We start from the raw sequence: 20,586 nt of genomic DNA, 5'->3' as shown, positions 1-20,586 counted from the left end.
ATACTATTATTAGATGTCTGTGATACTTTTTTCGTATGAACTTAAGATTGCTTCAGTCATATTGGCTCTTCTATCTGGTTGTAAAAGAAGGAAGTTTTACAAAAGCGGCTAGTGTTGCCTCCATGTGTCAGCCGCCGTTGTCCATGCACATTAAAAAGCTTGAGGATTCTCTTGGTGTTAGGTTGTTTGAACGGTCCAATAAAAAGGCTGTTCTGACTAAGGAAGGCCGTGCAATTTTTCCTGTTGTAGAGAAGTTTTTGACTAAAACGGAGCTTTTCTTTGATCAAGTCCAAGCAAATTTGGACGGCATGGAAAAAAAAGTTACCTTCGGATCTTTTGCTTGGCTTTTACAGCTTTTTATCGCACCGATGCTTAACGAGCTAAAAATTGCGGACTCTAAAAAACGCTATGATTTCATTGAAATAGAGAGTATCGATTTAGTTTCACAGCTGCAGGATTTCAAAATAGATGTGGGTTACGCCTACGCAGAGCCTTTTGAAAGAGCAGGTATTGCCGCCGTTCCTATTGCGAAAATAGAAAATAAGGTAGTTGTTCCGAAGAATCATATTTTGGCGGAATTCGACAGTATTCATTTGGAGCAACTTAGCAAACTCGACTGCATTTGTCTTCCTTCAGATGTTTCTCCCCAACTGTTTAGTTTTATGAAACAGCTCTCGGCCCAATATCATTTCAATATTGTTTCGAGAACGGATATCCGCAATTTTTACAATCAAGTAGCATTCGTCGAGTCTCAGCATACTTTTGCTATTGTTGCGACGCCGGCGTGTGACTTAATCTCCAAAAATCTGAAAGCGATCCCAATAGTTAATTCACCGGCTCTGACTTTAGTACGAATGACACGAGAAGATGTGTCTCAACGGCTGAGAAAGAGACTTCAGGAAAGGGAGGAGGCGCACTTAAGAAAAATCCCAGGCATTCGAACAATGTCTGGGACGGATTAAGAAACGAATCTTGTTGGATTTACTCAAATGGCATTAGAAGTACAGGTAGAAGAACCGGTGCAATAAGCGCCGTTACCAAGCCTGTTAATCCGATTGCCAAGCTTGCATAAGTGCCGGCTTCTTCACTGATTTGGAATGCTCGAGAGGTTCCGATTCCGTGAGACGCAAGACCTAAAGAAAAGCCTCGGGCCGGAGCAGAATCCACTTTCAAAAGTTTAAAGATAGGGCCCGCGATTACACCTCCCAGTACGCCCGTTAAAACAACAAAGGATGCGGCAAGAGCAGGCATACCGCCCATTTTTTCAGCAACCGTCATTGCGATTGGAGTAGTTACACTCTTCGGTGCCAAACTAATCATCGTTTCCGGACTCGCCCCTAGAGCGCCGGCGATAAGAACCGCTGAAACAATGGCCACAATAGAGCCGCTGAATAGTCCAAGCACAATAGGAAGCCAATTTTTGGCTAATTGAACTCTTAAGTCATAAAGCGGAACTGCAAGGGCAACGGTAGTTGGGCCAAGTAAAAAGTGGATGAACTGCGCGCCGTCAAAATATGTTTTATATGAGGTGCCTGTAGCCGTAATAAGCAGAATCACTATCAAAATTGCGACGGCGACCGGGTTGGCTAAAGAATTCCAATTCGTGAACTTATAGAATCTTTGAGCTATTGCATAAGCAGCTAGAGTCACGGCCAGCCAAAAAAGGGAGGAGGTAGACAGGAAGGTCCATATTTCATGATAATCAGTCATGTGTCAACTCCTTTTGTGTCTTTCTTTTGTTGAGCCAGATAGTCGAATACTTAATGACCAAGCTGCTGGTGATGATGGCTAATGCCGTGCTGATAACCAAAGAAGCAGTGATGGCCAACCATTCTGTTTTGATTCTTTCAACGTGCAGCACAATGCCCACACCGGCCGGAACAAAGAGGACGGCTAAATAAGAAATTAATACCAGTGCAATTGGTCTCACATACTCCGCCAGACTATCAATAGAAATTAGACAGAGCAGTAAAAGAAACATTCCGACCACCGCTCCCGGGATGGGCAGATGGAACATGAGTTCCAATACGTTTCCGATAATTTGGAATACTAAAAGTAAGGTTAGACCTACGATCATTTTGAATGAGTGAAAATTAAAGGCGCTTAATGCGCCTGGAAGATTAAAGTTTATTTATTTCGTCGATGAGCTTATCGACATCTTCATCTTTCGTTGCCCAACTTGTGCAGAAACGGGTAATCAGTTCCGGCTCGCCTGTATCGGGCCAGATGAGAAATGCGAACTTCTCTTTAAGCTTGTTGATGGCATCCTTAGGAAGGATGGGAAATTGCTGATTTGTAGGAGAATCGATCCAAAGCTTATATCCTTTAGAAAGGAAAGCTTTTTTGATTCTTTCCGCTTGTTCGACTGCTTTACGGGAAATGTCAAAGTAAAGATTATCCTTGAACAGCTCTTCGAACTGAATTCCTAAGATTCGGCCTTTTGCCAACATGGCGCCATTTTGCTTAATGAGGCTGCGGAAGTCTCGATCGAGTCCTTTATCGCCGTTAAAGACAATAGCCTCTCCGAAGAGAGCGCCGACCTTAGTGCCTCCGATATAGAAAATATCCGTGACACGGCCTAAATCAGCTAATGTCAAGTCATTTTCTTTACTGGCAAAACCGTAGCCGAGGCGAGCACCGTCAAGATACAGCGGGATGTTGTATTCACGGCAGACATCATGAAGAGCGGATAATTCGGCCTTTGTGTAAACAGTTCCAAGTTCGGTAGGAGAGGAGATATAGACCATTCCCGGCTGAACAATATGCTCATGAGTGTCATCAGCCCAATAATCGGCTAGATAAGCTCTAAGGGTTTCAGCTTTTAATTTACCGTTTTCAGGCTTAAGCGTAACGACTTTATGTCCGGAAGATTCAATGGCTCCCGCTTCATGATGGGCGATATGTCCGCCTTCAACGGATACAACACCCTGATGAGGCCTCAGAACCTGAGCGATGACTACTTTATTGGCCTGCGTACCTCCGGAGACTAAATAAACTCTGGCGTCTTCGTTTTCGCAGGCTCTCTTTATCAATTCTTCAGCATTCTTGGAATGAGGGTCTAAACCATATCCGCAAGTCTGTTCGAAATTGGTCTTCTGAAGGGCCTCCAAAATTTTTGGATGACAGCCTTCAGCGTAATCACATTCAAATCTAATCATTTTTTAGTGGGTGAGGTCTTTAAGAAAACTGATTAAAAGAGGAACCGGGCGGCCGGTGGATCCTTTTTCTTCTCCGCTGCTCCAAGCTGTTCCGGCGATATCTAAGTGCGCCCATGGAGTTTTACCGACAAATTCCTGAAGGAACGCGGCTGCGGTACAAGCACCTGCACCTGGAGCACCGATGTTTGCCAAATCTGCGAAGCGGCTCTTTAATGCTTTAGTGTAAGCACGGCCTAAAGGAAGTCTCCAGCACTTATCTAAAGAGTTTTCTCCGGCTTGGAGAAGCTCTAACGCCAGCTCTTCGTTATTGGAGAAGAGACCGGTATATTCGTGACCCAAGGCAACAACGCAGGCGCCGGTCAAGGTAGCGGCGTCCACAACTAAAATCGGTTTAAATTTGTCGATAGTGTAGGAGAGAAGGTCGCAAAGGACTAAGCGGCCTTCGGCATCGGTATTGAGCACTTCAACGGTCTTGCCTGAATAGCTGCAGAGGATGTCTCCCGGTTTAACGGCTGAGCCGCTCGGAAGGTTTTCAGTACATCCGATTACTCCGACAATATTAATAGGAAGCTTAAGAGAAGCGGCAGTAGCCATTGCTGCCACAATAGAAGCAGCACCAGACATGTCATACTTCATTTCGTCCATGCCTTTTGCCGGTTTCAAAGAGATGCCGCCCGCATCGAACGTCAATCCTTTGCCTACTAAAGCAACAGGCGATTCTTTCTTTTGTCCGCCGTTGTATTCCATGACGATCATGTAAGCCGGCTGTTTGGATCCGGCGGCCACACCTAAGAAGCAGCCCATCTTCAATTTATTAAGAGCTTTTTCTTCGAAAACGGTGACGTCAAACTTCAAGGAAGAACCCAGTTTCATGCACTGTTCAGCCATATATTTAGGCGTGCAAAGATTGGCCGGAGCGTCTCCCAGTTCTTTGGCCAGCTTGATGCCTTTTCCGATAACAGCACCCTCAGCAAAGGCTGTTGTTAATTCAGGAGTCTTCTCTTCTACGAATAAAGAAACGGATTTCGGCTGCTTCCATGCCGGACGGTCAGGGTTAGACTTGTAGTCTACGGACTTCTCTAAAACATCAATAGCAGTACAAGAAACTTGCTCAGCAATCCATTCAGGAGAAAGATCAAACCAGTCAGTGCAGGAGATAACAGCTGTTTTAACAAAGTAAACAGCTTTGAGAGCAGAAGAGAGAGCCTTCTGGAAATTTAAGACACCATCTTCTTCTTTGCCGAGACCTACAACGACAAGTCTTTTAGCCGCAATTCCGGGAAAGTTCGGAAAGATGCCAACGGTTCCAAGACAACCGGTTGCGTCACCTTCTTTAATTAAGGAAGAAAGCGCATTCTTAGAAGCTTTGTCCACAGCTTCGGCAGATTTCGTTAATTTTCCTCGATAAATACCGACGATAAGAGCGTCTGTTTTCTGATTAAGGAGTTTTCCTGCAGCGAGTGTTAATTTCATCTTTATCCTCGTGTTTACTTTTTTGTTGTCAAGGAATTATAGTCAGCCAACTTCGTTAAAACGTTTATCCAACAACGACCTGAGCCTTTTGATGCTTGATTTAGTATGCGGCTTGCAGCAGATGCAATCTTCTTTTCGAAAATCCTTTGTCTAAAGCTGTCTGCGGAAAGCCCAAGCCGCCAAAGGCATAGTGATGCCGGCGATAATCAGCATCGGAATAATTTCATTTTTAATATGTGCTATTCCGGCGTCAGCAAGGTATACGGAATGCACGACTTCCAGAGCATACCTCAGCGGATTCAGATAGGTGATGTATTGGAAGAAAGGAGGCATGTTTTCGACCGGCGAGACTAAGCCGGACAGGATCACCATGGGAATAATAAATACGAAGCAGAACACGATGGCTTGCTGCATATTCTTCGACATGGAGGAGATAGCTAGCCCAATTCCAACGGAACTTGCCGTGAAGCATAACAAGCCTAAGAACATGAGGAAAAAATTTCCTCTGAACGGGATGTTGAACCATAAGACGGCGATAATGCATACCAATATAGCTTGCAGTAAACCGATGATAATTGGCGGAGTTGCTTTGGCAAGAAGGATCTGAGCGGGAGAGTAGGGAGTCACCAAAAGCTGGTCAAAGTTTCCTTGTTCTCGTTCTCGAGCAACGGAAAGACCGGAAAGCATTAGGACTTGAATAAAACTCAGAGTTCCGCACAGTGCTGTGACAAAGTTCCAGCGTGTTAAAAGATTGGGGTTGTACCAGGCTCTGTTTTCAAATTCCAGGGCGGGTTTAATTTGAAGATTCTCTTTGGCATATGAGCTGATGATTTGACTTAGCTCTGCGGCGGCAAGAGAAGCTGTTGTAGAGTTCCTTCCGTCCAAAATTACTTGTATTTTGGCCGGAGTGCCCTGTGCTATTTGAGAGGCGAAGTCACTTTGAAAATGGATCGCCATCATGGCTTTTCGAGGGGAAATTAACTCTTTAAGTTCTGCAGGATTATTTTCTTTGGCATAAAGAGTAAAGATATGGCTCGCTTCTATTTTTGCGACGATCTCTCGAGAGTATTTGCTATTGGATTCGTCAATCAGAACAAAAGGAACATACTTCAAATCAAATGTTGCAGCGTAGGCAAATAGAAAGACCTGAACAAACAAAGGAACGATAAGAATAAATCTCGACTTTCTTTCCTTGAGAAGAACGGAAGTTTCTTTCCAAAGGAGGAAACGCTGCCATCTTAACCAGTGAAGAAACTTTGTAATCATTATTTTTTCTCCAGAGTTTTCTTAAGGGTTTTATTGGTTAAGTAAAAGAAAACAGTGAGGTAAAGAAACAGAATAGCCCAGTCTTTCCAAATCACTGTCCAGTTATCTCCTGAAAGGAATGCTCCTCGGAGCAGTTCAATAAAATATGTCGGAGGCAGGGCATAAGCAACCACAGCGATAAAGTCCGGAACATTTCTTAAGTCAAAGACGAAGCCGCTTAAAAGTACTGAAGGCAAAAAACTTACCAGCAAAGCGATTTGACAGGCCAGAAACTGAGCTTTTAATCCGCCTGAGATCAACAGGCCTATACCCAGAGAGGTTAAGAGGTAAAGAATGGAAGACACTAAAATCACAAAGAAAGAGCCTTCCATTGGAACGTTGAACACCAATAAAGCCGCTTCCAAAGTAATTATGAAACCCCCGAGTCCCAATAGAAAATAAGGAATGATCTTTGAAAGAAGGATTTCTGTTGTGGTAACAGGAGTTGAGAAAAGCATTTCCATCGTGCCTCTTTCCCATTCACGGGCAATGACCAAAGCAGTCAAGAAGGTTCCGACCAGTGTCAGAACAATAGCAATAATCCCCGGCACAAAATACCAAGTGGAAGAGTTGGCAGCGTTATACCAAAGTCTTTGTTCCATTACTATCGGAGTACTATTTTGCATCCCGAGTTTATTTAGGGAAATTAAAACCGATTGCTGTACATAATTTTGAAGGCTGTTAGCCGAGGTGGTGTCAACTCCATAGACAATAATTTGAATTTTTGCCTTTTGATTCATTAAGTCGGCCTGGAAGTTCTGAGGAAAGACCACAATCCCTCGCACTTTCCCATCATCAAAGAGCTTTTCAGCTTCTTTCATCGATGTCACGGGAAATGGCGTGATGTAAGGCGAGCCTCTGAATCCTTCAACGATAGCGTTAGTAACTTTTCCGGGAGATTGATTGAATACAGCGATTTTTGTATCGGTTAAATCCAACGAAATGCCGTAGCCGAAAATAAAAATGAGGAGCAGGGGAAGCAGAAGTCCCATGGCGATGGAGCTTTTATCCCGCATTAACTGCCGTGTTTCTTTAACTGTTAGAGAGGCAGTTCGTCTCCACGAGTTCTTTAAGGAAGTAAAGTTCATGATTTACTTCCTTTTCTATCGTTCTCTACGATTCTAAGGAAAGCTTCATCCATAGAATCGGTATTGTTTAGGCCCGCTATTTTCTTAATTTCGGCCGGAGAGCCAAGCGCGAGCATTCTTCCTGCAGCTTGAATTGCCATCTTTGTGCAATATTCCGCTTCTTCCATAAAGTGGGTTGTAATGATGATGGTTTTTCCAATATCTGCTAATTTATTGATGGTTTTCCAAAAGGCTCGTCTTGCCAAAGGGTCGATACTGCTGGTAGGTTCATCCAAGAAAAGAATTTCAGGGTCATGAATTAAGGCCGCAGCCATTGAGAGTCTTTTCTTAAATCCTTCATTGAGTTTGTTCGAATCTACGTTCATCATAGAAGAAAGTTCAAACTGCTCGGCCATTTCATTTACACGAGAATCCAGAAAGGCTCCGTCCAGGCCGTAGGCTCCTCCGAAAAATGTCAGGTTTTCTTTTACCGTAAAAGTCGGATAAAGCGAAAAGAATTGAGCCACATAACCGATATTTTTACGGGCTTCTGCTCGGGCGGTGCGAAGGTTATAGCCGGCAACACTGATTTTTCCGCTTGTGGCAGGAATTAATCCGCAAAGCATTTTGAAAGTGGTTGTTTTTCCTGCTCCATTAGGGCCGAGCAATCCGAATATTTCGCCTCGGGACACCTGGAAAGAAGTTTGGTCCACTGCAGTGAAATTTCCGAATTTTTTGACCAAATCTTCAACGGAAATAAGTATTTCGGAAGGATCCGGTTTAACGACAGTTAAATCTTTTAAATCAATTGTGCCGAAACTTTCATGGCCTGCGGTGTGCTCATTGGCCTTTTTAAGAGTAGCAATAAAAGCGTCTTCCAGCACGGGCGCGAGAGGTCTGACGTCTAGAATGTTGAATTTCTCTTTAATATCTTGCTTTGTCAGCTCTTTTTTGAAGACGGCTTTAACGCCGTTTCCGCGCGGGATGGCATCAATAACGTCAGGTGAGTCAGCGACTTTTTCAAGAAGCTTCCTTGTATCTTTTTCTGCACAAGGCAGATAGAAAACCTGGTTTTGATAAGGAGAAGTCAACTCCGAGAGAGTTCCTGTGCTTAGAACTTTTCCTTCGTTCAAAATGTAAATTCGATCACAATGTGCAGCTTCGTCCATGTAGCCTGTGCTGATTAATACACTCGTGTTCCTGACTTTCGCGACTTTGCTTAAAACGTCCCAAAGCTCTTTTCTTGACAAAGGGTCAACGCCTGCGGTCGGTTCATCCAGTATTAGAAGCTCCGGCTTACTTACAAGAGAACAAGCAATTCCGAGTTTCTGTTTCATGCCCCCGGAGAGCTTTCCTGCGGGACGGTTTATAAAAGGAGCAAGAGCCGTCATCTGAAGAAGCTCGTCATACACAGCTTTTCTTTCGTTCTTAGGGATTCCTTTCAGGTCTGCAAATAAATTCAGATTTTCAATAATGGTTAAATCTTCGTAAAGACCAAATTTCTGGGGCATGTAGGCAATTTTGTCTTTAATTTCATCAGACTGATCTTTTAGATCTTTGCCGAAAAGCAAAATTTGTCCTGAGGTTGGATTTAGAAGTTTTTCTACTAAACGGAAGAAGGTGGTTTTACCTGCACCATCAGGTCCGATTAACGCGACCATTTCTCCTTTTCTGACAGTTAAGTCAAAATCAATGAGTGCGTGCGCCGGTTCTCCTCCTTTTACTTCCGGAGGAAAATCTTTGCAGAGTTTTTGGGCATGTAAGACAACTTCTTCCAATTGACTACCTTTGGAAGGAAACGGTTGCGGGCATGCCTAAGCGGAGGACATTATCCTTATCATCTACGTTGACTCTGACTTCATAGACGAGATTTGTTCTTAAATCCGGTGTCTGAACCGTCTTAGGAGTGAATTCAGCAACAGAAGAAATAAAACCTACTTGGCCCGGTATTTTTTTATCGGGGAAGGAGTCAATGGTGACAAAAGCCTCTTGTCCGGGCTTAATTTTTCCTAAATCCGTTTCATTGACGTAGGCTCGCACCCACTTAGGGGAGTAGATAGCCAGAGAAAAAACCGGCTTAGAGGAAGCTGCCATATCTCCTGGCTGCAAATATCGGTTTCTGATTACCGCATCTAACGGGGCCGTCAATTCACTTTGCTGAAGTTTTAATTCCAGTAAGCTTAATTCAGCTTGGGAAGCCTTCCATTGTTCGTAAGCTTGTTGAATGGCTTCTTTACGCGGTCCAATCTTTACAAGTTCATAAGCTTTCTGAGCTGCAATTAATTGGTTTTTATCAACATTAAGCTGTGCTTCTGCTTGGTCTAAGTTTTGCTGGCTGATGCCCTGACCCTTGGTTGCACGAAAAATTTCTTTGACTCTTTCCAAATCTTTTTGAGAAAGGGCTAGTTTAGATTGGGCAGCATCGACATTAGCCTTCGCCTGAGCAATTTCTTCCGGACGAGAACCATTTTTTTGAATTAAATAAGTTTGGTAGCTGGCATTGACTGCTGCTTTCGCTTGTTGAATCTGCAGGAGCAGGGTATCAGTGTCTTGAGTTGCCAGAACTTGATTCTTTTTAACAACATCTCCTTCTTCAACAAGTACTTCTTTAACTCTTTCCGGCCAAAGAAAGGCTAATTCCACTTGGCGTATATCGACATTTCCATATAACTTTAATTCTCCCGATTGTTGATAGTTTTCGTAGTACCAATATCCTCCGGCCCCCAGAGCTGCCGCGAGACCAAGGACGGCAAAAATTTTGAGTTTTGTCGACATAACATCCTCTTTTTCTATATATGAAAAAGGATAGACGAAACGGAGAATATAAGCGAGTGCTATTTATCTCAGAATTTGGAATTCTCAACTGTGTGAATAAACTGCCTAATCTCTTGCAAAGAAACGGAAGAGAAAAAATTTTTTCATTTGGCCAAATCTTGACGGAAAACTTAATTCGCCAGTAATTGCTGGGACCTAGAATCTAAGCACAGACTACCGGAGAATTTAAATGAAAGCTGCCATTCCTCCTTGGGTTGTTTTTCACGTGCCGCATGACTCCTCTTACATTCCTCCTCAAGTTCGCCAAAGTATTTATCTTAATGATGAACAGCTTAACAAGGAGTTGTTGTGCATGTGTGATCTATGGACATTGGTCTTGTACAGCAATGGAATACCCTTTGCTCAGATAGTGTCGTCGCCTGTTTGCCGATTAGTAGTAGATGTTGAGCGCTTTTCCGAGGACAAAGATGAAGTAATGGCTCAAAGAGGTATGGGGGTCATTTACACTGCTACTCATAGTTTAGGACGTTTGAGAAAATTCCTAAGCAGGTCGGAACGCAGAGCTCTTCTTAATAACTGGTATTGGCCTCACCATTTTCAATTATCTAGAAAGGTGAATCTGGCACTCGAAAACTATGGAAAAGCCTTTGTGGTTGATTTACATAGCTTTGCCTCAAGAGCTCTTCCTTATGAAGAAAATTCAGGAGAGAGGCCCGAAATATGTATTGGAACAGATCCGTTCCACACCACGCTGGAAATTCAGAAAGCGTTTTTTTCTGAGTTCTCCCGCAGTTTCGATACCGGCTTTAACTCGCCTTTTTCCGGAGCATTAGTGCCAATCGAACATTACAAGAAAGATAGAAGAGTGCGTTCTGTGATGATTGAGACGAGACGTGATTTGTACGAGGATGAAAGAAATGGAGAACTTCTCACGACTTTTGTACTGGTCTCTAAAAGACTTCAAAAGTGCCTGTCGACGGCTATAAGTGAATCTTTTTAACGAAAGGGCGGTGAACCTCATTCTCTTGTTAATCGAAAAGCTTTTATTGAACATCTTTCTAAATTGAGAAATGGAGCAGAGAAATACCTTGAAGAAGGACACGTTTGATAATTAGTTCATTCGCCAAAAAACTCCGTCCGAAAGGACGGAGAGGAATCACCGTCCGCGATATTGTTTAAGGAAAGAAAGAGGAGTTTGTCCAAAAGTATTTTTGAAATTTTTAATAAAGTAACTGGTCGAATTAAAACCACAGCTTCTTCCAACTCCCTCAATAGTTCTATTTGAAGAAAGAAGCATTTGAGCGGCTAAATCCATTCTTTTTTCCAGGATGTAAGACGAAATTGTGATGCCGAGGGCTTCTTTAAATAACCGACAGCACTCTTCCCGACTAAGGTTTACTGCGAGGGATATTTCTTTCAGAGAAATAGGTTCGGTGATGTTAGCTTCAAGAAATGTGATTATCTGTTGGCTGACTGCAAAAGCTCTATCGTTCCTGTCATTTTTAGAAGAAGTTTTTAAGAAGGGAAGGGTTTGATGCCATATCTCTAGAACCAGAGAAATCAATTTGATTTCATTTCCAATCTTCTTTTCCTTTTGAATTTCTTCTATTGCTTCGATGTTTTTTAGCAATGGACTGGACGAACATCTGTCGGTTTTTATTGAGAAGTATTTTGTGGCTGAGGGAGAGATAAAAGGATAGATCAAGCGCTGAGAGAGCTCGGTTCCAACCGAAGAAACTAAAATTTTTGGTGAAAAGTTTAGACAGATATAAGAGTTGGAAGTATGGGGAATAGTTGGCCTAGCCATGTGTAGGACCCTGGAGTTCACGAAAAATCCTTCGCCGGTTTTCAGACGAAGATAATTATCCTCAACCCTAAAATCAATTTCTCCGCCGGTAACCAGACAGTATTGCAGTTCGTTATGCCAGTGCCATCCGACGTAACCGAGGACATTTCTTTCTAGATAAGTTCGGTAGATTGCTAAGGGTATACCTTCGGTTACGTGATGGGTAGTTTCTTGTAAATTACAATCGATTGGGATCTGAGTAACTTGCATCTTATCTACCTCAATATTTTTATATTTTATCGGAGAAAAGTTCTATTTCAATTTATTTGCCTTTCTAAAATTTTCCCTAGGATTTAATTGACAAGGAGAATCCCATGAAAGGAACACTTACTCAAAAACGGCAGGAACAGCTTCTGGAAACTTATAAAAAAGCAATCCAGACAAGAAGTTACTCAAATGAAGAAGAGAAGTTAGCTAAATTTCTTCAAACCGTCATGTTGGATTTGGGCTTCGATGAAGTTCATATTGATCGAGTCGGTAACGTGGTTGGAAGAGTAGGCAATGGCCCCGTGGTTATCCATTTCGATTCTCACATGGATACAGTTGCAGTAAGTGATGCGGAAGAATGGACTGCTCCTCCGTTCGAGGCAAAAGAAGTTGACGGAATGATTTATGGCCGCGGTTCAGTCGATATGAAGGGCGGTCTGACTGCATCTATTTTTGCAGCTGCAAATGCCAAGGAACAGGGCTGGTTAGAAGGCAAGACTGTTTACGTGACAGGATCTGTTTGTGAAGAATATTGCGATGGTGTTTGCCTTGAAAACTTCTATGCCGATCACAAATTGGTTCCGGATTATTGTGTAATCTGTGAACCCTCCGATAATGTCATCACCTTAGGACACACCGGAAAAGTTCAGGCAAGAATAAAAACTTTCGGAATCTCTGCCCATGGTTCAGCTCCTGAGAAGGGAGTGAATGCTGTTTATGAAATGGCAGAAATTATTCAACGAGTTGAAAATCTCAACAAGACACTTCAATCAACCCCGGGGAAAGGTACGATTGTCTTATCCCAGATAAGCTCAGTTGCAGTTTCTTTGAATGCGGTTCCCGATCAATGCGAAATTTATCTCGATCGTCGACTTCGATTAGGAGAAACAGTAGACGACGTAAAGAAGGAATTGGATGAATTGGTAAAGGGTAAGAATGCCAAGTGGGAACCTGGAACTTTGGTAATGAATTCATGGACTGGAGAAAAGTTGGTGTATAAGCCCATTCACAATCCATGGAAAATTTCGATGGAAGATCCTCTCACTACGGCAAGTATTGAAGCCTATGAAAAAACTTTTGGGCATGAACCAAAGAAATTTGATTTTTGGGATTTCGGAACAAACGCAGTCGTGCCGGTCTCTCTTGGAGTCAAAACAATCGGTTTTGGTCCGGGTGAATATAAATTGGCCCACATGCGTGATGAAAGATGTGATCCGAACCAAGTAGTTCAGGCCTGTGAGTTCTATACTAATTTAATCAAAAACCTGCCTGAGGAAAAGCAAAAATAAATGTCTTCTACTATCGAATGTCTTGTCCTTCCTCCTGAAGGAAACTGCTCGGAAGATTTCGGAACGGCTGCGGCTCTCGGTTCTTTAGAGTTTCATAAGAATGTTCCGGGATATGAGCCAACAAAATTATCCGATCTAAAAGCTTTATCAAAGAAACTTGGTGTCGAGAACTTTTGGATTAAAGACGAATCCTCTAGATTTGGTCTGAATGCTTTTAAGGTTCTTGGAGGAAGTTTCTGCCTTTTCAAAGTAATTTGTGAATTACTAGGATTGGATTCCAACAAACACTCTTTTAAGGATCTTCAAACACCCGAGGTTGCCCAATCAATTGCCAAAATGACATTCATCACAGCAACGGATGGAAATCATGGCAGGGGAATTGCTTGGAGTGCAAAAAAACTCGGAGCGAAATGTGTTGTTCTTATGCCCAAAGGAAGTTCCTCAGAACGTTTGGAGAATATCCAAAAGCTGGGGGCCGAGGCTTGGATAACCGACGTCAATTATGATGCTACCGTCGCTATGGCAGCTGACATGGCAGAAAAGAATGGTTGGACGCTCGTTCAAGATACTTCTTGGGACGGTTACGAAGAAATTCCAACCTACATTATGCAGGGCTATTTGACAATGGCCAAAGAAGCTCAGGAACAGCTGGGAGAGGAAGTTCCAACTCATGTTTTCCTCCAAGCAGGTGTGGGCTCGATGGCAGGAGCAGTAGCTAGTTTCCTAAAGTCAGCTTACGGGGATAGGGCTCCAGAAATCGTAGTTGTGGAGCCGTTTTCCGCGGATTGTATCTATAAAACAGCCGCAGCCGATGACGGTGAGTTGAAAGTCGTGGAAGGTGATTTAAAAACTATCATGGCTGGACTGGCTTGCGGAAAACCTTGTACCCTCGGTTGGAAAGAGCTCAGAGCTTGCGCATCGGCTTATCTAAGAATTCAGGAGTCGGTGGCAGCAACAGGTGTCCGAGTCCTTTCAAGTCCTTTGGAGGATGATCCAAGAATTCTGGCTGGCGAGAGCGGGGCGGCTCCGATAGGCGCAGTTATTGCACTTCTGGCGGATCCGAAACTCTCTGAAATTAAGAGCAAATTACAGTTGAATGAATCTTCAAAGATCTTGTGTTTTTTAACTGAAGGAGTGACCGATAGAAAGAGCTTCTTAGAAATTGTTTGGGAAGGAAAATTTCCTTCCGAGATCTAAAAGTGAAGAGTGGGCGGCGGTCCTTAAAAGGCATGAAAGCCCGGACATACATAAGCGGTGTCGAAGTTGGCCGCGCGCCCATGGTTCGAATTCTAATTTCGTGTTTATTAGAAGCTTTCAAAGCTCACCTCAATCTGAGTTTATTTTTATTTTTAAAACCAAATTTGAGGAGATGGAGTAAATAGAGAAATGAGCTTAGGAAAGGACGGCCTCTAAGATTTTCTGAAACTCTGAATTCATAAAAAATACCTTTGATTTGTTCCGAGTAGTTTGAAGAAGGAGGAGAGTGCACTGAAAGAAAATCTTTTTCCTTCGTATTTAAGAAACTTGAAAAGCTAAAATTTCAAGATCTTCATACGGGTGCGAAAATGCCTCTTCCAAACGATTTAAAAGACAGATTCATAGAGATTGTTGGAGTAAATCACGTCCTAACGGATCCCTCGCTATACGGTCCGTACACCGATGACTTCACAGACCACTACAAATCCCAGCCCCTGGTTATTCTTAGGCCTAACTCTACGGAACAAATCAGCCAAATTATTAAACTTTGTGCTGAAAATCGTTTGGGGGTCGTTGTTCAAGGCGGCAATACGAATTTGACAGGATCAGCGTCTACCTCTACTCCAGATTCAGAAGTTCTTATCTCGCTAACCAGAATGAAAAATTTAGTCTCCGTTGATACTAAAGGAGACTCCATGGTTGTTGAAGCGGGAATGACTCTCGCAGATGTTCACAAATGTGCGGAAGACAACGGTAAGTTTTTCCCGCTTTCCTTTGCTGCAGAGGGCAATGCTACTATCGGAGGCTGCTTAGCATGTAATGCTGGCGGGGTTGCGGTTTTGAGATACGGCACCACAAGAGAGTTGGTGCTTGGAATTGAAGTAGTTTTACCTGATGGTCGTATTTGGAATGGCCTCCGTTCTTTGAGGAAAGACAATACCGGCTATGACTTAAAGAATTTATTCATGGGCTCAGAAGGAACCTTAGGTGTAATTACAAAAGTTGTTCTGAAGTTATTCCCGATACCCAAAGAAAAAGAAACCTCTTTAGTTTGCGTTGAATCTCCGGCGAAAGCGGTTGCTCTTTTGAATCGTGTTAAAAATTCTGCCGGTTCTTTGCTTACAGCCTTCGAATTAATTAGTGAAAAACCAATCGGCCGAGTCAAGAAAAATCTTCCTGATGTTGAAGTTCCGGAACTCTCGTCGTCTCCTTGGAAAGTATTGCTCGAATTGTCTTTATTTGAAAAAAAGGAAGAGTCTGTCTTAGAAAGCATTCTTGAGCAAGCGTTTGAAGCAGAAGAAATAACAGATGCAATTATTGCTAACTCTTTGAAAGACAGCCATAAATTCTGGCATGTCAGAGAATCTATTCCTCTGGCGGACAGAACGGAGGGAGGCAGCATCCACAGCGATATCAGCCTTCCGATTGCCAGCATCCCGGAATTTCTAGAAGTTTCTTTGAAAAGATTAAAGGAAGAGTTCCCTTGGATTGAAGATTCTATTTTCGGACATCTTGGAGATGGAAATCTTCACTACAACTTTGTCAGCCCGGAGGATCCGACACTGACTTACAGATTCGAAGAAGAAATCAGAAGGAATTTATATACCACAGTGATGGAATATAACGGCTCAATATCAGCCGAGCATGGTATCGGGATGCTCAAAAAACATCATAACGATGAGTTTAAGGATCCCATCGAACTGGAAATAATGAAGAAGATAAAAAATGCCATCGATCCGGAGGGCATAATGAATCCAGGTAAATTAATCTGACAGCCGAAGGTACGGAAATGACAAAGTTAGGCACCGGAACAGAAAAGGAAACTATTTCGCAGCAAATCGAGCCGGAAGTTGATATCACTGAAGAAGTCCTAGATGACGGTTATTTGGATGTCATGGAAGATAAAACTGTAGTCATCTTTGCTGTGGGGGGCACCATTGCTACCAAAAAAGACGGCGAGGGCTATCTTGTTCCGGCTGCTTCGGGTGAAGAACTCTGCAAAAAAGTCCCTGGCTTGGATGACTTGTGCAATATTGAAGTTATCAATTTCTCCTGTGTTCAGTCCACAGCTGTGACGCCGGAGATGATGCTTGAAATTTCAAAGCAAGTTCAGGAAATTCTTAAACGCCCGGATGTCTCGGGTGTGGTGATTACTCACGGGACCGACACTTTAGAGGAGACTGCTTATTTTCTTAGCATCTCTTTATCCGATGAATTCCAGAATGAATATTTCAAACCGATAGTTCTCACCGGTTCAATGCGGGGAGCAGATGCGGTAGGAGCAGACGGTCCGGCAAATTTATTGGCTAGCGTTAAGGTCGCTTGCCATGACGTGAAGGAAGATATCCCGAGAGTGGTCGTCTGTATGAATAACGAGATTCATGCAGCGTCCAGAGTACAAAAAGTTCATTCGGATAATATTGCCGCATTCAAATCTCCTTCTTGGGGACCTGTCGGTTATGTGGATGACGATCTGGTCTATTTCAGAGCAGGTGCTTTGGATTTAGACATGGGATTTAACTTTCCGACACCCGAAAAATTGACGGCAAAGGTTGGCATAGTTAAAGCTGTGACAGGAGATAAAGGCGAACTTGTCGATTATTTTACGTCTCAAAATATAGACGGTTTAGTCATTGAAGGCTTCGGAAGAGGGAACCTCCCACCGGAAATGATGCCGTCTGTTAAAAAAGCGATAGATTCCGGAATTGAAGTAGTTATTACTAGCCGGACACCGGCAGGAAGAATTTTGGATTCTTATGGGACACCTGGCAGTGTGAAGGACTCTATTCAGCTTGGTGCAGTCATGGGCGGAGAGTCAACCTCGGCTAAAGTGCGTTTGCTCCTGTTGTATATCCTTTCACAACCAAAAGCTCAGGAACTTCGCCGTGAAGATCCCGAGCTTTTCAGAGCGTACTTACAGGAATGTTTGGATCCCGTACTCAGCGAACGTCTGTTCTCTATTAAGGCTTAACACCTCTTAATTCATAGGTACAGAGTAGATATTTTGGCCGTTAATTGAGAGCAATAGATTATCGTTATCATGGGTGAGAAGGATGTTGGAGACAGCATCTTTTCCTTCCATCTTATAAGTACCTTTGGGTAGGAAGCCGACATAAGGAGCAACGGATTTTCCTTCTGCCGGAGAAACTTTGAAAGAAAGTTCTCCAATCTTATTAGAGTCTTTTGTAAATCTAAAGTTGCCGTTAAAGGCAATTTTGATATTTTTAGCGTCAACATAAGAAGGAAGGACTTCTAAGCCGATTTTTCCGGTGGTGATAGCAGTTAGCAACTGTTCAGAAGAGGCTCCTAGATTTCCTAAATAAGGAAGATTTTCTTGACAAGCAACAGGGTTAGCAGTGCAGAAGTCATCACCGTACTGGTCATAGAAAAGAGCCGAGTAGGGAGAGGCAGATGCGTTCCAATCCATTTTTAATTTAATGTCTGCCTTTGGAATATTTACAGGAATGATGGACTTGTAGTTTAAGTCATCTAAACCAACCTTGAAGTTTTGGATGAAGTTGGTCTTTTCTTTTGAAACTTCGGTATTGAAAGAGAAATTAGCGAATTTAATATCTCCGCCTAAGTCTTTCTGATTTAGGTCAACCTTTTCCAAGTCATAAGAAAACTTAACCGGGGTTAAAGAGTTCTTGTCTGAATACGACTGGAAGGTCTGACTTCCAATAACCAATTCTCCGCCGTCACTGTTTCTTGTGTTGAACTTTTTAAGCTTAATTGTCCCGATATCAAATTTGGTCTGAAATTGGGAAAGGCTTTCTGAGGAAAAACCCTCTACCTTGCTTAAAAAAGTGGTTTTACCTGCGGTACGGTCAACAGAAATATTGACATCGTCAATGTTTGCAGAAAACGGTTGCGTTGTGAAAGTAGCTGTTTTTGGAGTGAAGCGGTAATTAAAGTCAACTGCTAAGGTAGGGTGCATCGAGTTAAGAACAAGATTGTCTTTGTCGAATTCGTCAATCTTAGTCAAATGAAGAACGGCTTTCGGAGAAAAGCCAAGATTGACAACACCTTCTGAGACAGCGAGAGGTTTAGCGGTTTCGGAGATGTCCTTTAAATAAAGCTTGAGTTGGAGTTCTCTTGCAAAAAAAGTTTTCTTTGTGATTTCTCCGCTGACTGTCACTTCATCGGTGCCAAGGACTTTATTAATGTTCGAAATAGTTTCATCAACTTTTTGTCCTTGGTAGTAAATAAAACCTGTGTAGCCGACAATGCCTAAAAGAATAATAACGGCTGCCGGTGTTAAAAAATTCTTCGAAGAAGAGCTCAATTTATTCTCCATATTTTTGTTGTCTTCAGGTCATTGTAATTTCTTTTTACCGCCGTGCAGCGAGAGCTCTAGATTCCGAAAACAGGAATAGGATGATAGAACTCCAAATAAAAGAAAGCGGGAGCAACTGTTCTGTATTAAAAGGCTCTTTGAAAATAAATATTCCCACTAACAAAGTAAGTATCGGGTTGATATACATACAGAACCCGAGGACGTTCAACGGCAGATTTAAGGCTGCATAAGAAAAAGCAACCATCGGAATTGTTGTGATAACGCCGGTTGAAACTAGAACCCAGGTGAGATCTTCAGCCGGATTTCCGGAGAAGAAGTGGCTTGTGCCGACATGGTTTAAAGTAAAGATATAGACCAAGGCCAATGGAAGCATCAGACCGGATTCAATTGTGTTGCTGATCCAAGGATCTACTTTAATTTTTTTCTTTAAAGCGCCGTAAATTGCCCATGTTGAAGAAACTCCGACTGCAATCCAGGGAATTCTTCCAAGCTGGAAGACCATGATAAGCAAACCCAAGAAGGCAAGGAGGATACTGGCCCACTTAAGCGGCGGAAGTTTCTCTTTGTAGAAAAGAACTCCAAGAAATACCGAAATTAAGGGAGTCAGAAACATGCCAATGCCAAGTTCTACGACTTGGTTGCTGTTAACGCCATAAATGTTTATCCACCAATTTACTCCTGCAAAAGCAGCAGCGAGTGTTAGACAAATCGCATATTGTTTTTGTTCAGCAAAATAATGGAAAGTTTCTTTGAACTTGTGGAATTTTTTGAAAATCACCAGTAATAGGAGCATCACAAGCAAAGACCAAACGACGCGATGGGCAACGACTTCCCAACCGCCTGCTTTGCCGAACATTTTCCAAAAAATCGGAAGGAATCCCCATACTAAATAGGCTGAGGTCGCGCCGATAAGTCCTAATTTTCTGTTCTCTCCGGACATAACGAAAAGGCTCGGCTAGCCGAGCCTATTAAATAGATTTAGTAATAAATTACTTATAGAGTTTGCTGATAACGTCTTTAGCAAACACTTCCTGATCTTTTAATAATTGACCAAGTTGTTTGTCATCCTTGAAGTCCATAGAAAGACCGGCTTTCTTGTGTGCTTCGATAGTTGCGGGATCCTGCATTGTCTTCTTGAAAGCATCAACATAGAACTTGATGATTTCAGGAGATGTGCCTTTAGGTGCAACGATAGCGCGTGCAGAACCGTACCATTCCGGATAAAGACCTTTTTCTCCTAATGTCGGTACGTCTGGAAGTTCAGGAGCACGTGTCGGAGAGAAGACAGCTAAAACTCTCAATTCAGGTTTGTCTCCCTTAACCAACTTAGCCACGTCAGCAACTTTAGCGCATGTGAAATCAACTTCACCCTGACGCAAAGCTAAGAGCTGGTCAGCTGTACCACCGTAAGGAACTGCTTTGTAATCAAACTTACCGCTTTGTGCGAGAAGCTGAGCTGCAGTGTGGTTGGAAGCCTTAACGCCGTTTGTAGAAGCCTTAAGCGGTTTCTGTTTAGCAGCGGCAACCAAGTCTTCGATTGTCTTGTAAGGAGAGTCAGCCTTAACAGCGACAACACCGGATTCTGTCAAGTGGTTGGCAATAGGAATAACGTCAGAAACAGAGAACGGAGCTCCTTTCTGAGCGGCTAATGTTGTGAAAGTCGGAAGGTTGATAAAACCGATTGTGTGACCGTCTGGTTTGGAATTAACCAAACGTGTCCAGCCAATCTTACCGTCGCCGCCGGGAAGATTCTGAATGACAAGGGTCTTGCCCACATATTTGCCGGCCTCTGTGGAGAGAAGGCGAGCACCTGTATCTGTACCGGAACCTGCCTTGTAAGCAACGATAACGTTAACGTCGCTTGTCGGAGCCCAAGCCATGGCTACAGGCATTGTCATTGCAACGGCAACGGCTAAAAGTACTTTTTTCATTTGTCTAAATCCTCCTAGGGATAAGTTGGTTTGATTTGTCT

At 42.9% G+C, this 20,586-nt stretch carries 18 protein-coding genes; 6 read left to right on the top strand and 12 right to left on the bottom strand.

Annotated features, from left to right (window positions below):
* Window positions 1-35: 35 nt before the first annotated feature.
* Complete coding sequence (locus ACYQ4O_RS03210; RefSeq protein ID WP_460174739.1) at window positions 36-962, top strand: LysR family transcriptional regulator; 927 nt, start codon at window positions 36-38, stop codon at window positions 960-962.
* Window positions 963-981: 19 nt separating this feature from the next.
* On the opposite strand, the gene ACYQ4O_RS03205 is transcribed toward ACYQ4O_RS03210, so the two are convergent.
* The 8 genes from ACYQ4O_RS03205 to ACYQ4O_RS03170 all read right to left on the bottom strand — a co-directional run bounded on the left by ACYQ4O_RS03205 (window position 982) and on the right by ACYQ4O_RS03170 (window position 9,778).
* Window positions 982-1,710 (bottom strand): LrgB family protein, encoded by a 729-nt coding sequence (locus ACYQ4O_RS03205; RefSeq protein ID WP_277036909.1) that lies wholly within the window; start codon window positions 1,708-1,710, stop codon window positions 982-984.
* On the bottom strand, window positions 1,703-2,077 hold the full coding sequence (locus tag ACYQ4O_RS03200; protein WP_308513423.1) for a CidA/LrgA family protein: 375 nt from the start codon (window positions 2,075-2,077) through the stop codon (window positions 1,703-1,705). The genes ACYQ4O_RS03205 and ACYQ4O_RS03200 overlap by 8 nt, the downstream gene beginning before the upstream one ends.
* 43 nt (window positions 2,078-2,120) lie before the next feature.
* Window positions 2,121-3,158, bottom strand: a complete 1,038-nt coding sequence (locus ACYQ4O_RS03195; protein WP_460174738.1) for a threonine aldolase family protein — start codon at window positions 3,156-3,158, stop codon at window positions 2,121-2,123.
* Window positions 3,159-3,161: 3 nt separating this feature from the next.
* On the bottom strand, window positions 3,162-4,631 hold the full coding sequence (locus ACYQ4O_RS03190) for a leucyl aminopeptidase (protein ID WP_308513425.1): 1,470 nt from the start codon (window positions 4,629-4,631) through the stop codon (window positions 3,162-3,164).
* Between the two features lie 150 nt (window positions 4,632-4,781).
* A complete protein-coding gene (locus ACYQ4O_RS03185) occupies window positions 4,782-5,897 on the bottom strand; it encodes an ABC transporter permease (protein ID WP_460174737.1) in 1,116 nt (371 codons plus the stop codon).
* Entirely contained in the window at window positions 5,897-7,024 is a 1,128-nt protein-coding gene (locus tag ACYQ4O_RS03180) for an ABC transporter permease (protein WP_460174736.1), read from the bottom strand. Before ACYQ4O_RS03180 ends, ACYQ4O_RS03185 begins: the two co-directional genes overlap by 1 nt.
* Window positions 7,021-8,781, bottom strand: a complete 1,761-nt coding sequence (locus tag ACYQ4O_RS03175) for an ATP-binding cassette domain-containing protein (RefSeq protein WP_460174735.1) — start codon at window positions 8,779-8,781, stop codon at window positions 7,021-7,023. The genes ACYQ4O_RS03180 and ACYQ4O_RS03175 overlap by 4 nt, the downstream gene beginning before the upstream one ends.
* A 4-nt stretch (window positions 8,782-8,785) precedes the next feature.
* Window positions 8,786-9,778, bottom strand: coding sequence for an efflux RND transporter periplasmic adaptor subunit (locus tag ACYQ4O_RS03170; protein ID WP_460174734.1), 993 nt, complete (start codon window positions 9,776-9,778; stop codon window positions 8,786-8,788).
* 229 nt (window positions 9,779-10,007) lie between these two features.
* Between ACYQ4O_RS03170 and ACYQ4O_RS03165 the strand changes: the two genes are divergently transcribed.
* Window positions 10,008-10,778 (top strand): N-formylglutamate amidohydrolase, encoded by a 771-nt coding sequence (locus ACYQ4O_RS03165; protein ID WP_460174733.1) that lies wholly within the window; start codon window positions 10,008-10,010, stop codon window positions 10,776-10,778.
* A gap of 156 nt (window positions 10,779-10,934) precedes the next feature.
* On the opposite strand, the gene ACYQ4O_RS03160 is transcribed toward ACYQ4O_RS03165, so the two are convergent.
* Entirely contained in the window at window positions 10,935-11,834 is a 900-nt protein-coding gene (locus ACYQ4O_RS03160) for an AraC family transcriptional regulator (RefSeq protein WP_460174732.1), read from the bottom strand.
* Between the two features lie 104 nt (window positions 11,835-11,938).
* Between ACYQ4O_RS03160 and ACYQ4O_RS03155 the strand changes: the two genes are divergently transcribed.
* The 4 genes from ACYQ4O_RS03155 to ACYQ4O_RS03140 all read left to right on the top strand — a co-directional run bounded on the left by ACYQ4O_RS03155 (window position 11,939) and on the right by ACYQ4O_RS03140 (window position 17,288).
* Complete coding sequence (locus ACYQ4O_RS03155) at window positions 11,939-13,120, top strand: YgeY family selenium metabolism-linked hydrolase (protein ID WP_460174731.1); 1,182 nt, start codon at window positions 11,939-11,941, stop codon at window positions 13,118-13,120.
* A complete protein-coding gene (locus ACYQ4O_RS03150; RefSeq protein WP_460174730.1) occupies window positions 13,121-14,317 on the top strand; it encodes a diaminopropionate ammonia-lyase in 1,197 nt (398 codons plus the stop codon).
* 368 nt (window positions 14,318-14,685) lie between these two features.
* Complete coding sequence (locus ACYQ4O_RS03145; protein ID WP_460174729.1) at window positions 14,686-16,089, top strand: FAD-binding oxidoreductase; 1,404 nt, start codon at window positions 14,686-14,688, stop codon at window positions 16,087-16,089.
* A 17-nt stretch (window positions 16,090-16,106) separates the two neighbouring features.
* Window positions 16,107-17,288: an asparaginase gene (locus ACYQ4O_RS03140; protein WP_460174728.1), complete on the top strand. Its 1,182-nt coding sequence runs from the start codon at window positions 16,107-16,109 to the stop codon at window positions 17,286-17,288.
* Window positions 17,289-17,294: 6 nt separating this feature from the next.
* Here the strand turns inward: ACYQ4O_RS03140 and ACYQ4O_RS03135 are convergent, their stop codons facing one another.
* From ACYQ4O_RS03135 to ACYQ4O_RS03125, 3 genes are read right to left on the bottom strand one after another with little or no spacing between them, the layout of a single operon-like run.
* Window positions 17,295-18,602, bottom strand: a complete 1,308-nt coding sequence (locus tag ACYQ4O_RS03135; protein ID WP_460174727.1) for a hypothetical protein — start codon at window positions 18,600-18,602, stop codon at window positions 17,295-17,297.
* A 46-nt stretch (window positions 18,603-18,648) separates the two neighbouring features.
* Window positions 18,649-19,554: an EamA family transporter RarD gene (gene rarD / locus ACYQ4O_RS03130; protein ID WP_460174726.1), complete on the bottom strand. Its 906-nt coding sequence runs from the start codon at window positions 19,552-19,554 to the stop codon at window positions 18,649-18,651.
* Between the two features lie 49 nt (window positions 19,555-19,603).
* On the bottom strand, window positions 19,604-20,545 hold the full coding sequence (locus tag ACYQ4O_RS03125) for a tripartite tricarboxylate transporter substrate binding protein (protein WP_308513438.1): 942 nt from the start codon (window positions 20,543-20,545) through the stop codon (window positions 19,604-19,606).
* Between the last annotated feature and the right edge of the window lie 41 nt (window positions 20,546-20,586).

Source organism: Turicimonas sp. TL08 (assembly GCF_054660695.1).
Note: the sequence above shows the minus strand (reverse complement) of the source record. Positions and strands in the feature narration are given on the sequence as shown.